Raw genomic sequence first — 14,913 nt, 5'->3', positions numbered from 1 at the left:
ATCATTCTGCACCGGAGGCCGGGGCAGGGATCTCCTCCCTCCGGTAGTTCGGCAGCCGGCTCGCTGGCAAGATCGCGATGGCACTCAGCGCGACGAGGATCAGCAACCCGAACTTCAAGGTGCGCAGGCGGACGTCCTCGTTCACCGACACCGCGGCGTCCACCTGCTCCGGTGTGGCATCGGTTCCCTCGAGCACGTCACGGAGTTCGTCGTTGCTGACGAAGTTGACGTTGTCCAGATCCACCTGGGCGACGAGGGACTCCGGCAGCCGCGGATGCTCGACGACGGCCTGCCCGACGCCGAAGCTCAGAATCGTCACCAGCAACGCTCCCATGACGGCGGTGCCCACCGCGGATGCCAGGTTCTGAGTGGTTCCACGGATCGAGCCGACATCGCCTGCGAGGCGTTTGGGTGCCGACGTCACCAGGACGTTGAACACGAGGGTGACGAGTGCACCCTGCCCGATCCCGAAGACGATCAGGCCGATGATCGTCGGAATCGTCTCCCAGTTGTTGGTGACGACGAAGGCGAGCCACAACAAGGCCACCGTGGTGAGGATGAACGAGACGGTGCCGATCACACGCGGCGAGTACCGCTTGTAGATGCGCACGACGAGTGTCGCGGTGACGAATACGGTCAAGTTGAACGGCATCATCGCGAGCGAGGTGTCAAAAGGCGTGCGCCCCTGCACGATCTGGATGTACAGGGGAACCGTGAAGTTGATCGCCGCCTCCATCGAGACCACGATGAACATCGCGTACACAGCGGCTCGCTCGCTGGGACGGGCGAGTACGGACAGATCCACCAACGGGACCTTGCCCTCCGTCATGCGCCGCCTGGTCCACAGGAAGAACGTCTGACCGAGCACCACTCCGATGACGATCATGATCGGCGCGGGTGACAACCCGAGCAGGTCGAACGGTGCACCGGGGTCGGCGAAGAAGACCCCCCATGCGTTGAGGTTGTTGAAACCGAGGGTCAGCAGGACGATGCCCGCACCGATGAGCACTGCGGCGACGAGGTCGATCTTGATGCTCGCGTCCCCCCGGCTCGACCGGAGGGTGAAGCTGAAAGCGAAGACGATCACCGCGAGTGCCAGGACGATGCCGAACACCGGCCGCCAGCCGACGAGGGTGCCGAGCGCACCACCGATGAAGAAGGCGCTCACGCCGGAGATCGCGCGTGCCGATCCCAACGAGCCGATGGCGGTGGCCTGCTGATCCCCGTGATAGTTCTCGGCGATCAGGGCGACCAGGGAGGGCACGATGATCGCGGCTGACGCGCCGGCCAGGGCCTGGCCCGCGATGGCCCAGCCGACCGTCGGCGACACGATCATCAACAGCGCCGAACAGGCGAAAGAGGCCACCACAACGCGGAAGAGCACCACCCAGCCGATGCGTTGCCCGAGCTTGGCGCCCACCATGACCAGAGCAGCGACCGCGAGTCCGTAGACGACGATCGTCGAACTGGCGACCGTCGGGGCCACGCCGAAATCGCTGACCATGCCCCCGAGCGACACGGGGAGGGCGGCGACGTTGAACGACATCAGGACCTGCGCCAGGAACAGCCCGATCATCGGGAGCCACGATGATCGGTCCTCGGTCTGTGGATCGGTCGTCGGGGTGGTCATGACACAGCCCTCCGTCACGCACTCGGCCGAGCCGGACACTGCCCGCAGAGGCACTGCCGGCCTGAGGTTCTTCTGTCGATGGTCACTCGCGGGCAACATACCACCGGGGATGGCGGCTGGAGGGTTCACGGAGCGCGAGGATGTGCGCCCGGTCGGGCGCGACGAGACGCCGAGTAGCTTCTCCACAGGTGTCTCAATGAACGTAAATGATCCGGGGGATGAGCAGGCGTGAGCGCGAACATCGGTCGTCGGCAACTACTCGTGGGAGCTGCGGCAGCCGCCGCAGCGGCCCGGCTCGGCCGAGGTAGCGCAGCAGCTGAGCCCGCACCGCCGCCGGCATACCCGACGATCTTCCACTCGCCGCCGATGGAGAAGTACGTCGACGATCTCCCGGTGCCGAGGGTGATCATGTCATCGCCGACCGAACCTATCGAGATGGTCGCGCGGTCCACGACGACGCGTTTCCATCGAGACCAGCCGCGGGTACCGGCGATGGGCTACAACGACGAGTCGTATCACGGCCCGACGATCGAAGCCCACGTCGACGAGCAGACGACTCTCCATTACCGCAGCGAACTCGGCAGGCACACCTTCGCCGCAGATCTCGACACCACGCTCCACGGTGTCTCCGAGAGTTATCGGAGCAGCCCGCCCACGTCGTTGCATCTGCACGGCGGCGCCACGCCCCCACAGTTCGACGGGCATCCACAACGCCTGCTGCTGCCCCACCACGGCACATCGCTGTTGGAGTACCCGAATCGTCAAGAGGCCGGGCATCTCTGGTATCACGATCATGCGATGGGCATCACCCGCGCCAACGTCTACGCAGGCCTCACCGGGATGTACTTTCTGCGCGACGGCTACGACACCGGCGGCGCCGACAACCCCCTCGGTTTGCCGTCCGGGCCGAATGAGATCCCACTCATCCTGCAGGAGAAGGTCTTTCACGAGGACGGCCGACAGAGTCTGCGATCCACACCCGTAGTGCCGCAGGGCTTGTGGGAAGGCGGAGCCGTCGGCGATCGGGGTGTGGTGAACGGCCGGGTGTGGCCGAAGATGACCGTTGCCCGCGGGGTGTACCGGTTCCGCCTCATCAACGCCGCGTCGTTCTCGGTCTGGCGGCTGTTCTTCTCCAACCGCATGCGTTTCTGGGTGATCGGAAACGAGGGTGGTCTGCTCAACGAGCCGGTGCGGTGCCATTCCATCCTGGTGGCGCCCGCCGAACGATTCGACATCCTGGTGGACTTCAGTTCGCTGGCGCCCGGTGAATCGGTCGAGCTGTGCAACGATCTGACCCCACCCTTCCAGGCCGCCGTGCTGGGCGAGGTCGCGTTGTCGAGGTTCTGTCGGTTCACAGCCGGGACGAGCCGTGGCGACCGGCGACCGGTACCGACCGCCCTGCGCGGTGGGCGCAATCGGCCGGCACGGATCCCTCCCCCGGCCCGGCCCGAGGTGATCCGACGGGTGTCCGTGTCACAGCCTTACGAGGTCCGCCTGCCGCCGGCGATCATGTCGCTCAACAATCTTCGCTTCAGCGATCCACAGATCGAAAAGCCCCGGGAGGGCACCGTCGAGCGCTGGGACATCATCAACATCACGCCCGACCCGCATCCGATCCATCTGCACCTGATCATGTTCCGGGTCCTCGGGCGACGTCCCCTCCGCACCGTCGACTACCAGGTGGCGAATCCGCAGCCGCCCATCGGAACCCGGTGGGCGCCGGACCCGAGCAACTTCTACGCCGGGCCGATGCGACCGGCCGCCGCGTGGGAGGCCGGGTGGAAGGACACGGTGCGGGCCGACGGCGGCCACGTGACCTCGATCCTCGTCCGGTTCCCCCGGGCGGACGAACTCGGCTTCGATCCGGACGCGGTCTTCTCATCCGACGCGACCGACTCGCGCATTCGACCGGCCCACGGCCGATCGGTCGCGCCGCACATGTCCGGAGGCCACCACGCCGGTGCGATGCCCGCACACCGGATGATCACCACCGACCTGCAGGGGTACGTCTGGCACTGCCACATCCTCGATCACGAGGACCACGACATGATGTTGCGATATCGGCTGGTCCGGTAAGCGGAACCGGTTGTCGAGGACCCGGCTCGGTCGTGGGTCGCCACCGGCGTGGACATGCGTCGGTCGATCAAATGGATTTCGCATCTGCGGGCCGCGTCACCGGTGGTCCGTCGGGACAATGAACACCGTCACCGCGCAGATCGGCGGGAACATCTCGCATATCGGGCTGCATCAGACTCCCGACAGGATCACCCACCGAGTTGAAAGGCCACCGCCATGTCCGGTAATGCCAACCCGAACGCCACCAGCCCCGACAACGCCACCACCCCGAACGGCACGTCGGATGAGCCACGCACCGTGGTGCACACCACCGACAAGAACGGCAACGAGGTCGAGGTGCACTACGACGGCGCAGGCAACGTCGTCCTCGTGGACGCCGACACCGACGGCGACGGCACGCTCGACACCAGAGCGGTCTCGGATTCCGACGGTGGCGTGCTGGTGGCCTCGGACGTCGACGGCGACGGGCAGGCGGATCAGATCGTTCACCTCGACGCGTCGGGTGACGTCACCCAGGTCGACACGCTCGAAAACGGTCGCCTCGTCTCGCAGACCCTCGACACCGACGTTGACGGACGGGCCGACACCGTGCTCTCCGACACCGACCGCGACGGGGACCCGGACACCCTCGCACTGGACACCAACGCCGACGGCAAGATCGATGCGGTGGCCATGGACACCGACGGCGACGGCCACCTCGACACCTCCGCCGTCGACACCGACTACGACGGCCAGGCCGACGCGTACGGGCACGACACCGACGGTGACGGTCACATCGACACCTACACCGACGACAGCGGGTCCTCCTCGTCCGACGAGCCGACCACGCCGCACGAGGACACCAGCGGCGGTTACGACCACGACGTCCTCGCCTGACGGACATCATCATTCGAGCCGTCGACGGCGGAGGCGCTCGTCTTGCCGCACTGCGCTGTCGGCGCACTCGGGAACGAAAAAGGCCAGGCCGCATTTCTGCAACCTGACCTGATGTACTGCTGTGAGCTGAACCGCTCGTGGTGGGCGAAGGGGGACTTGAACCCCCACGTCCCGAAGGACACTGGCACCTGAAGCCAGCGCGTCTGCCATTCCGCCACTCGCCCGTGGCCGTCTGCGTGAGACTGGAAGACGATAGCAAGGCCGGTGGGCGGAAGTAAAACCGGTCGGCGGCGCCGCTCACCCGTCCTGGTGGCCAGTCACGCGGGTCTGGCGGCACAACGCGGGTCGTCGACGGCACGCGTGGGCCGAATACACCCGCGTTTGCCGAGTTGAATAGCCCGATTCGTGATCAGAAATACGCGTATACGCGCTGGTCACATCCGGATCGGCGGGTAGGGTGATGAGCACGACGTCGGTGGTGCTGATGTTGCGCGCGGTGCTGCATTGACGGGAACCCCGTCACAATGGGCACAATCGGTATCATCTATCAAGGCCATACGCACGGCGACACGCCATGGCCGTCTGGAACCGAGCCGCGAAGGGAGGTCGCCGGTGGGCATTCTGCAGCGTATTGAGCGCAAGCTCGAGGGCGCCGTCGACGACGGCTTCGCACGGGTCTTCGGGGGCCAGGTGGCCCCGCAGGAGATCGAGAACGGACTGCAGCGAGAGGCCGAGGAATCCCTCGAGGACCTCGGCGACGGTGCAGTCCTCGCTCCGAACAGCTATACGTTGTTGTTCAGTCCCACCGACTACGAGCAGATCGCGGCCGAGTACGAACTGAATCGCAAGACGTTCTCCAAGCATCTCGAGAACTTCATCTCCGACAATGGCTGGCAGACCTACGGCCGGGTGGTCGTAGAGTTCGACCAGTCGCCGTCGTTGCATACGGGTATATTCCGCGCCCGCGGTGCGGTGAACCCGGATGCGCGTCTGCGGCCTGTCGCGCCCGGTCCGCAACGACCACCAGCACAGCAGCACCCACAACGTGCACACCGAGAAGTAGGAGCCCCACAAATGACCAACAACCCCGGATACGACCAGCGCAGGGGCACCGACCCGGCGTACGACCAGGGTGGCCAGCAAGGTGGCTACGACTACCCGCAGGGTGGTTACGAGCAGGGTTACGCCCAGCAGCCCGGCTATGACCAGGCCTACGCGCAGCAGGGATACGGACAGCCCGGGTACGGCCAGCAGGGTTACGACCAGGGCTACCAGCAAGGCGGCTACGACCAGAACTATGCGCAACAGCCCGGCTACGACCAGGGCTACCAGCAGGGCGGCTACGACCAGAACTATGCACAGCAGCCCGGCTACGACCAGGGCTACCAGCAGGGCGGCTACGACCCCGCATACGCACAGCAGCCCGGCTACGACTACCAGCAGGGCTATGCCCAGCAGCCCCAGTACGGCTACCAGCAGGGCGGCTATGACCAGGGTTATGCCCAGCCGGGTGGGGGCTACGCGCCGGCAGCGATCACCCTGCTGCTCGAAGACGGCAGCAACCGCACCTTCCAGCTGCGTGACGGATCGAACATCATCGGCCGCGGCCAGGACGCACAGTTCCGTCTGCCGGACACCGGCGTGTCGCGCCGGCATGTGGAGATCCGCTGGGATGGCTCCACCGCGATGCTGACCGATCTGAACTCCACCAACGGCACCACGGTCAACGACCTCCAGGTCAGCAGCTGGGAACTCGCCGACGGCGACCGTATCCGCGTCGGGCATTCCGACATCACCGTCCGGTTCCAGTAGTCCCCACGTCATCCACCCGGTCTCCCGCGAGAGACCGGGCGTTGATACTGAACTGTCACATCTCAATGTCGGCGAAATCAGCGTCTGCCCATAAGATGCAGTCGGGTCCGTTTCAACGACAAGGCGCCCGGGGTGGAACGAGTGGGCCGCGAGAGGCGATGGCGCTGGAGGTGAACACGTAAATGCAGGGCTTGGTGCTGCAGCTGACCCGATTCGGGTTCTTGCTGCTGCTCTGGTTGTTCGTCTACGCCGTCATCCGCACGCTTCGGGCCGATATCGCGACCGCCGGTGGGAGTCGGTTGGCGCGCTACACGCGGGGCGACAAGCGTGACCGGTCGGCTCGGGCCGCCCGCGGCTCGGCGCGCTACCTCGTCGTCACGCATGGCGCGCTGGCCAACACCCGCATCACTCTCGGTACCCAGCCGGTCCTGCTCGGCCGGGCCGACGACTCGACGCTGGTGCTGACGGATGACTATGCGTCCGAGCGGCATGCTCGGCTGTCGCGGCGCGGTGACGACTGGTACGTCGAGGACCTGGGGTCGACCAACGGCACCTATCTCGACCGGTCCAAGGTGACGACCGCCGTCAAAGTCCCCATCAGCACCCCGATTCGCATCGGCAAGACCGTGATCGAGCTGCGCCCGTGACACTGGTGTTGCGCTATATCGCGCGAAGCGACCGTGGGCTGGTCCGCTCGAACAACGAGGATTCCGTGTATGCGGGCGCCCGATTGCTCGCACTCGCCGACGGTATGGGCGGTCACGCCGCAGGCGAGGTGGCCAGTCAGTTGGTCATCCAGGCGCTGCGCGGCCTCGACGACGACGAGCCGGGCGGCGACCTGCTCGCCCAACTCGACCGCGCCACCCACAGCGGCAACGCCGCCATCGCCGCCCAGGTGGACCACTCCCCCGAACTCGAGGGCATGGGCACCACCCTGACGGCGATCCTGTTCGCGGGCAACCGCATCGGCCTGTGCCACATCGGGGACTCCCGTGGCTACCTGTACCGGGACGGCCAGCTGACCCAGATCACCCGCGACGACACGTTCGTGCAGACCCTCGTCGAAGAGGGACGCATCACGCCCGAACAGGCCCACTCCCACCCGCAGCGCTCGCTGATCATGCGCGCGCTGACCGGCCAGGAGGTGGAGCCGACGCTGACGATCCGCGAGGCGCGCGCCGGCGACCGCTACCTGCTGTGCAGTGACGGACTGTCGGATGTGGTCAGCGAGGAGACGCTCGCCGACACCCTCGGCTCGATCGTCGACCACAAGGAATGTGCCGACCGGCTCATCGAACTCGCGCTGCGCGGTGGCGGTCCCGACAACGTGACGGTCATCGTCGCGGACGTCGTCGACACCGAGTACGGAGATTCACGGCCCATCGTCGGCGGCGCCGCGGGCGTCGACGACGAGGGCTACACGCCCAACCCGGCAACGGCCGCCGGTCGGGCGGCAGCACTGCGACCGCCGCCCGCGGAACCGCAGCGGCCCACCATCATGGCCGACGACGAACCGCCCCCTCGTAATCGGCGGCACCGGTGGCTCGTGGCGGGTACGGCAGTCGCGGTGATCGCGCTGATCGTCGCCGGCTTCTTCGTCACCCGGGCGATGGTGCGCAACAATTACTACGTCGGCGCAGTCGACGGTGACGTCGTGGTCTTCCAGGGCTCACCCGACAAGGTGCTGTTCCTCGACCTCAGTTCGCCATCCCAGAGTGCCTGCGTAACCGGGCTCGACCAGACCGACCCGGTGGTCGAGTTCGTCGACCACGGCGCGTCGGACACCTGCACCCCGTTGCAGGTCGCCGACCTCGCCGAACTCGACCGCAACGCGGTTGTCGGCAAGTCCATCCGGAACATGCCGCTGGCCGACGCCGAAGAACGGGTACGGCACCTGAACTTCCTGCCGCTGTGCCCCGCGCCGACGCCCGCTCCGGCTCCCGTCCCGACCCCGGGTGCGCCGCCTGCCCCGTCTCCGGCACCGTCGGCACCACGCACGACGCCACCGGGCACGACGGCACCCGCCCCACAGACCACCGAGACCTCTTCGCAGGCACCGCCGCAGTACGACAGCGACGGCAACAAGATCTGCAGAGGTCATTGATGAGCCAACCCGCAGGTTCCGTCCACGCACCGCCGCGCCAGCCGCCCGAACAGACCGGCCGCACCGCGGAATTGGTGCTGCTCGGATTCGCCATCGGCCTGGTGACGGTGGCGCTGCTCATCGTCCAGGCAGCCCAAGGGCAAAGTCTCACTTGGGATCTGGCGAAATACGTGATCGCCTACATCGTGCTGTTCGGTGCGGCACATCTGGTGGTGCGACGCTACGCACCACATGCCGACCCGCTGCTGCTGCCGGTGGTCGCCGTGCTCAACGGCCTCGGACTGGTGCTCATCCACCGGCTTGATCTGGGTACCGGCCGCAACGGCGAGACGGTCAACCCCACCGACGTCACCCACAACGCCGATCAGCAACTCGTCTGGGCGGCGTTGGGCATCATCGCGTTCTCGGCGATCCTCATCCTGGTCCGCGATCACCGCACGCTGTCGCGGTATTCGTACACGCTGGGTCTCGGAGGCCTTGTCCTCCTGATCATCCCGGCCCTGCTGCCGTCGTCGATGTCGGAGATCAACGGTTCGAAGAACTGGATCATCCTGCCGTTCTTCTCGATCCAGCCCAGCGAGTTCGCCAAGATCCTCATCATCATCTTCACCGCGGCGTTCCTCGTCTCGAAGCGGGATCTGTTCACCACCGCGGGAAAACACTTCCTGGGCATGGACTTCCCCCGTGCACGTGACCTCGGTCCGCTGCTGGCCGCATGGTTCGTCTCGATCGCGGTGCTCGCCTACTCGTCCGATCTGGGCAGCTCCCTGCTGATCTTCTCGACGATGCTGACGATGGTCTACGTCGCGACCGAGCGTGCGAGTTGGCTGGTCCTCGGCGTGACCCTGTTCGTCGTCGGCGCGCTCCTCGCCTACCAGCTGTTCGCCCATCTGCAGGTGCGCGTGGAGATCTGGCGGGATCCGTTCAGCGACTTCAACGGTTCCGGTTACCAGATCGGCCAGAGCCTTTTCGGTCTGGCCACCGGAGGCCTCTTCGGCACCGGTCTGGGTTCCGGCAGGCCGAACATCGTCCCGTTCGCGAACACCGACTTCATCATCGCCACGATCGGCGAGGAACTGGGACTCGTCGGGCTCGGGGCGGTCCTGATGCTCTATCTGATCTTCGTCCTGCGCGGACTCCGCACCGGCATCGCGGTTCGTGACAGTTTCGGCAAACTGCTCGCCACCGGCCTGTCGTTCACCATCGCCGTGCAGGTGTTCGTCGTCGTCGGCGGCGTCACCAAACTGATCCCACTGACAGGTCTGACCACACCGTTCCTGTCGTACGGAGGTTCGTCACTGCTCGCCAACTACATCCTGGTGGCCTTGCTCATCCGGATCTCGAACGCGGCACGTGAACCCGATCCCACGCGTAAGCGGCCGCCGCCCAAGAGCATCGACTCGCTGCCCACCCAGGCGGTGCGCCGATGAACAAGCCGATCCAGCGGGTGTCGATGGCGGTGATCGTGATGGTCATCGCGCTCCTCGCCAACGCCACTTACGTCCAGGTGTTCAAGGCCGACAAGCTGCGCTCCGACCCGCGCAACAACCGCGTGCTGCTCGACGAGTACGCCCGGCAGCGCGGCGCGATCACTGCCGACGGCGGTTCCGTGGTCGCGGTGTCGGTGCCCACCGACAGCCGGCTCAAGTTCTTGCGCACCTATCCGCCGAACACGGCGACCGCCTTTGCCCCGGTCACCGGCTACTACTCGTTCCAGTACGGCAGTACCGGACTGGAGCTGTACCAGAACTCGATCCTCAACGGCAACGATGACCGACTCTTCGGTCAGCGGTTCATGGACATGTTCTCGGGCCGGGATCCGCGCGGCGGAAACGTGGTGAGCACCATCGTCCCGCGGGTGCAGCGCGCGGCTTTCGACGGTCTGCGCAACGGCTGTCAGGGCGGCTGCCGCGGCGCAGTGGTGGCACTGCAGCCGAACACCGGCAAGATCCTGGCGATGGCGTCGACGCCGAGCTACGACCCCAACAAGCTGGCCAGCCACGACCAGGATGTGCGGGAGAAGAGCTGGGCCGCATGGAACCAGCCCGGCGACATCGACAACCCGATGCTCAACCGTGCCGTCAACGAGCTGTATCCGCCCGGATCGACGTTCAAGGTGGTGACCACGGCGGCCGCGCTGCGCGACGGCGAGACCCCCGATGTCCGGCTCACCGCGGCACCGTCGATCGTGCTGCCCGGCACCAACACATCCCTGACCAATTACGGCGGCGAGACCTGCCCGGGTTCGTCCGGGGGCACTGTCTCGCTGCTCCAGGCGTTCAAGTACTCGTGCAATACGGCATTCGTCGATCTGACGACGAACAAGATGAAGGATCCGATCACTGTGTTCCGTGAGACGGCGCAGCGCTTCGGCCTCGACGAGAAGCAACCGGACACCCCTCTGCCGGTGTCCCGGTCCACCGTCGGCGCCATTCCCGACCTCGCCGCTCTGGGGCAGGCGTCCATCGGGCAGCGCGACGTGCGGGTGACCCCGATGCAGATGGCGATGGTGGCATCCACCGTCGCCAACGGCGGCGTCCGGATGCAGCCCTATCTCGTGGACAAGTTGCAGGCCGCCGATCTGCGGACGCTGCAGACAACTCAACCGACCACCATCAACGAGCCGATCAGTTCGGACCAGGCCGCGACCCTGACCTCGCTGATGATCGAGTCGGAACGTAGTACACAGGGGGCCGGCGGCCCGGTCTCGATCGCTTCGAAGACGGGCACCGCCGAGCACTCGGCGACCTCGGACGTCGAGTCGGAGACTCCGTACTCGTGGTACATCGCCTTCGGGCCGTCCTCGAATGCGCAGATCGCGGTCGCCGTGGTGGTCGAGAACGGGGACCCGGGTCCCGCGTCAACAGGGGGTGCGGTGTCTGCGCCGATCGGACGAGCAGTGATCAATGCGTTGGTGGGAGGTGCACGCTGATGACGCTCCAAAGTGGCACCACGATCGCCGATCGTTACCGGCTGATGCGTCTCATCGCCACAGGTGGCATGGGCCAGGTGTGGGAGGCCGTCGACAGCCGTCTGAACCGGCGCGTCGCGGTGAAGGTCCTCAAGGCCGAGTACTCGAACGATCCCGAGTTCACGGCGCGATTCCGCACGGAGGCGCAGACCACGGCGAAGCTCAATGACCCGGGCATCGCCAACGTCTTCGACTACGGCGAGACACCCGACCGGGGCGGCGGCGATCCATTGGCCTACCTCGTGATGGAGCTCGTCGACGGTGAGCCGTTGAACTCGGTGATCTCCCGGATGGGCAGGCTCTCGCTGACCAACACCCTCGACATGCTCGAGCAGACCGGCCGTGCCCTGCAGGCCGCGCACAGCCAGGGCCTGGTACATCGGGACGTGAAGCCGGGCAACATCCTGATCACGCCGACCGGCCAGGTCAAGATCACCGACTTCGGCATCGCCAAGGCGGTCGACTCGGCACCGGTCACCCAGACGGGCATGGTGATGGGCACCGCCCAGTACATCTCGCCGGAGCAGGCCACCGGCGACGAGGCGACCGCCGCGTCGGATGTCTATTCGCTCGGCGTCGTCGGCTACGAGGCGCTGACCGGTCGGCGCCCGTTCCTCGGCGACGGTGCGATCACCGTCGCGATGAAGCACATCCGTGAGACGCCGCCGCCGCTGCCGACGAGCGTGCCGGGCAACGTGCGCGATCTGATCGACACCACGCTGGCCAAGGATCCCCGCCAGCGCTACGCCAACGGCGGTGAGTTCGCGGCCGCGGTCGCGGCGGTCCGGGCCGGACACCGACCACCTCGTCCCGGCGCGATTGCCGGGGCCGCCGCCGCAGGAGCCCTGGGCGGGGCTGCCGCAGCCGCTGCGATGCGGCCCACGACGAGGTCGATGGCCGATACCGCTGCATCCCAGCCCGCGACGGCGCGCACCACGAGCCGGCCGCCGAGCCGGCCGGCGCCCCCGGCCGACGACAACAGCTGGACCACCGGCCAGAAGGTGCTCGCCGGTGCCGCCGGGGTGTTGTTGATCGCCGCGCTGGCACTGCTCGGCTACTGGCTGTTGAACATGGATTCGTCGTCACCCGAGGCGCCTGCGCCGTCGTCCACGACGACGGTCACCGAGACCACCACGCAGGCCCCGGAGACCACGCAGGAAGAAGCCCCGGTCCAGACGACCACGCGCGAGCCGACGACCACCCGGACGACCACCGAGGAGACGACTCCCGAGGAGCCCACCACGACGACGGTTCCGGAGACCACCGACACCGGTGCTCCCACCGCGACCCGTCCGACATTTCCGACGTTCACCATTCCTGGCTTCCCGGGTGGATGAGTTGACCGATAATGGATGAGGTGTCGTTTCCACGCGCGGTCCGGGCAATCATGCCCGGTCACCGTCCGGACGATCGCGAGCAGCGAAAGATGGTGAGCGCAAGGTGATGTCGACACCGCACCATCTGTCCGATCGTTACGAGCTCGGTGAGACGCTCGGATTCGGCGGGATGTCGGAAGTCCATTTTGCCCGGGATCTCCGACTTCACCGTGACGTCGCGGTCAAGGTGCTGCGCGCCGATCTGGCCCGCGACCCCACCTTCTATCTCCGATTCCGCCGCGAGGCACAGAACGCGGCGAAGCTGAACCACCCGACCATCGTGCAGGTGTTCGACACCGGTGAGGCCGAGACCGAGGACGGCCCGCTCCCGTTCATCGTGATGGAGTACGTCGACGGCGAGACGCTGCGCGACGTGCTCCGGGCCAACGGACAGGTGTCGCCGCGACAGGCGATGACCTGGATGGCCGATGTGGCTGCCGCAATGGACTTCTCACACCGCAACGGCATCGTGCATCGCGACATGAAGCCCGCCAACGTGATGATCGACAAGTCCGGCGCCGTGAAGGTGATGGACTTCGGCATCGCGCGCGCGATGAGCGACTCGACGTCGACGATGACGCAGACGTCGGCGGTCATGGGCACTGCGCAGTATCTGTCGCCGGAGCAGGCGCGCGGCATCAAGGTCGATCCGCGCAGTGACATCTACTCGATGGGCTGCGTGCTGTTCGAGTTGCTCACCGGCGAACCTCCGTTCACCGGCGACTCGCCCGTTGCGGTCGCGCACCAGCACGTGCACGAAGACCCGCCCTGGCCGTCGTCGATCCGTCCGGAGATCCCGCGCGAGCTGGACTCCGTGGTGCTCAAGGCGATGAGCAAGAACCCCGCCAACCGGTACCAGTCGGCCGCCGACCTGCGATCCGACCTCATCAAGGTGCTCGCCGGCGGCAAACCGTCGGCGCCGATGCTGCTGTCCGACGAGGACCGTACCGAGTTCATGGACAGCGGCCCGCGCCGCGCCCTGGCTGCCGACGCCGGTGTCCGACGTGGCAGCGGAAACCACCGGCGTGACGACGCCGACGGTGACGGTGACGACGCCGGACCGGCGCGGCGCCGTATCCGTGGTCCGGTGATCGGTGCCGTCGCGGCTGTGGTGGTCCTGCTTGCCGGGCTGTTGCTGTGGTCGCCGTGGAGCTCGGACTCGGCCCGGCAGGTGCCGGTACCCGCCGTCGCGGGGAAGTCCCTGACGGACGCGCGGGACAGCCTGGAAAAGGCCGGTTTCAAGGTGAAACAGCTCGAGGAACCCAGCCTGGACGTCGCCGCCGGTTCGGCGACGCGATCCACCCCGGCCGAGAACGTGCTGGCCGCGCAGGGATCCGAGATCACGCTGTACATCTCGACCGGCCCTCAGCGACACCAGATGCCCGATTTACAGGGCCAGACCCCGGATGAGGCCACCGAGGCGTTACGCGTCCTGGGCTTCTCGAATGTGAAGACCGATCGGGTCGACTCCAGTGCCGACCTCAAGGACAAGGTCGTGAGCACCACGCCGCCGATCGGCGCCGAGGCCCCGGTGAACGGCGCCGTGGTGGTCCATGTGGGCAACGGCCCGCGGGAGATCACCGTCCCCGACGTCACCGGTCAGACCGAGGACGCGGCGCGCACCGTGTTGGAGCAGGTCAACCTGAAGGTCGTCTCGGTCGCCGGCGACTCCGAATTGCCGGCCGGTCAGGTCGTCAGCAGTTCACCGTCGGCCGGTACCACCGTGGAACAGGGCTCGACCGTGCAGATCGTCGTGTCGCGCGGCAACATGTTCGTGATGCCCAACCTGCGCGGGCAGACCCCCGCACAGGCCCGCCAGTCGCTCGCCGCGGCCGGCTGGGAGGACACCACGCTCACGCGGTCGACGCGGAACGTCCCGATAACCAGCTCCGATGACGGCAAAGTGGTCGGCCAGGAGCCCGATGCCGGGGCACGCGTACGCAAGAACGGCTCGGTCTCGATCGTCGTCGGTCAGGGCAGTCTGCTGCCCGGCTGATCCGGTCCCCGGTCACCCGCCACCCGCCGACCGAATCGCCACCCGCCGATCGAGTAGGCGACGAGCGCAGCG

10 protein-coding genes and 1 tRNA gene are annotated in these 14,913 nt (G+C 66.8%); 9 read left to right on the top strand and 2 right to left on the bottom strand.

The features are described from left to right. Position 1: 1 nt before the first annotated feature. Positions 2-1,630 carry an MFS transporter gene (locus IDF66_RS12945; protein WP_190267125.1) on the bottom strand — a complete coding sequence of 543 codons (1,629 nt, stop codon included), beginning with the start codon at positions 1,628-1,630 and terminating at the stop codon, positions 2-4. A gap of 228 nt (positions 1,631-1,858) precedes the next feature. On the opposite strand from IDF66_RS12945, the gene IDF66_RS12940 reads away from it, so the two are divergent. After that, positions 1,859-3,706: a multicopper oxidase family protein gene (locus tag IDF66_RS12940; RefSeq protein WP_317628677.1), complete on the top strand. Its 1,848-nt coding sequence runs from the start codon at positions 1,859-1,861 to the stop codon at positions 3,704-3,706. Positions 3,707-3,922: 216 nt separating this feature from the next. Then, complete coding sequence (locus tag IDF66_RS12935; RefSeq protein ID WP_190267124.1) at positions 3,923-4,582, top strand: DUF6802 family protein; 660 nt, start codon at positions 3,923-3,925, stop codon at positions 4,580-4,582. 138 nt (positions 4,583-4,720) lie between these two features. Here IDF66_RS12935 and IDF66_RS12930 read toward each other — a convergent pair. Continuing rightward, positions 4,721-4,806: transfer RNA gene (locus IDF66_RS12930), tRNA-Leu, on the bottom strand. Between the two features lie 388 nt (positions 4,807-5,194). On the opposite strand from IDF66_RS12930, the gene IDF66_RS12925 reads away from it, so the two are divergent. The 7 genes from IDF66_RS12925 (at position 5,195) to pknB (ending at position 14,841) form a co-directional block, all read left to right on the top strand. Beyond that, complete coding sequence (locus IDF66_RS12925; protein ID WP_190267123.1) at positions 5,195-6,394, top strand: DUF3662 and FHA domain-containing protein; 1,200 nt, start codon at positions 5,195-5,197, stop codon at positions 6,392-6,394. Positions 6,395-6,576: 182 nt separating this feature from the next. After that, the gene (locus IDF66_RS12920; RefSeq protein WP_164310115.1) at positions 6,577-7,041 is read left to right on the top strand and encodes an FHA domain-containing protein FhaB/FipA; all 465 of its coding nucleotides are present in this window, start codon (positions 6,577-6,579) and stop codon (positions 7,039-7,041) included. Beyond that, positions 7,038-8,498 (top strand): PP2C family protein-serine/threonine phosphatase, encoded by a 1,461-nt coding sequence (locus IDF66_RS12915; RefSeq protein WP_190267122.1) that lies wholly within the window; start codon positions 7,038-7,040, stop codon positions 8,496-8,498. Before IDF66_RS12920 ends, IDF66_RS12915 begins: the two co-directional genes overlap by 4 nt. Continuing rightward, positions 8,498-9,928 (top strand): FtsW/RodA/SpoVE family cell cycle protein, encoded by a 1,431-nt coding sequence (locus IDF66_RS12910; RefSeq protein WP_164310113.1) that lies wholly within the window; start codon positions 8,498-8,500, stop codon positions 9,926-9,928. Before IDF66_RS12915 ends, IDF66_RS12910 begins: the two co-directional genes overlap by 1 nt. Continuing rightward, on the top strand, positions 9,925-11,430 hold the full coding sequence (locus IDF66_RS12905) for a peptidoglycan D,D-transpeptidase FtsI family protein (RefSeq protein ID WP_164310112.1): 1,506 nt from the start codon (positions 9,925-9,927) through the stop codon (positions 11,428-11,430). The genes IDF66_RS12910 and IDF66_RS12905 overlap by 4 nt, the downstream gene beginning before the upstream one ends. After that, on the top strand, positions 11,430-12,806 hold the full coding sequence (locus IDF66_RS12900; RefSeq protein WP_190267121.1) for a serine/threonine-protein kinase: 1,377 nt from the start codon (positions 11,430-11,432) through the stop codon (positions 12,804-12,806). Before IDF66_RS12905 ends, IDF66_RS12900 begins: the two co-directional genes overlap by 1 nt. Before the next feature lie 106 nt (positions 12,807-12,912). Continuing rightward, positions 12,913-14,841 (top strand): Stk1 family PASTA domain-containing Ser/Thr kinase, encoded by a 1,929-nt coding sequence (pknB, locus tag IDF66_RS12895; RefSeq protein WP_190267120.1) that lies wholly within the window; start codon positions 12,913-12,915, stop codon positions 14,839-14,841. The last annotated feature ends 72 nt before the right edge of the window (positions 14,842-14,913 follow it).

It is taken from the genome of Gordonia hankookensis (genome assembly GCF_014673215.1).
GTDB lineage: Bacteria > Actinomycetota > Actinomycetes > Mycobacteriales > Mycobacteriaceae > Gordonia > Gordonia hankookensis.
This window is presented reverse-complemented; position numbering and strand designations above follow the sequence as displayed.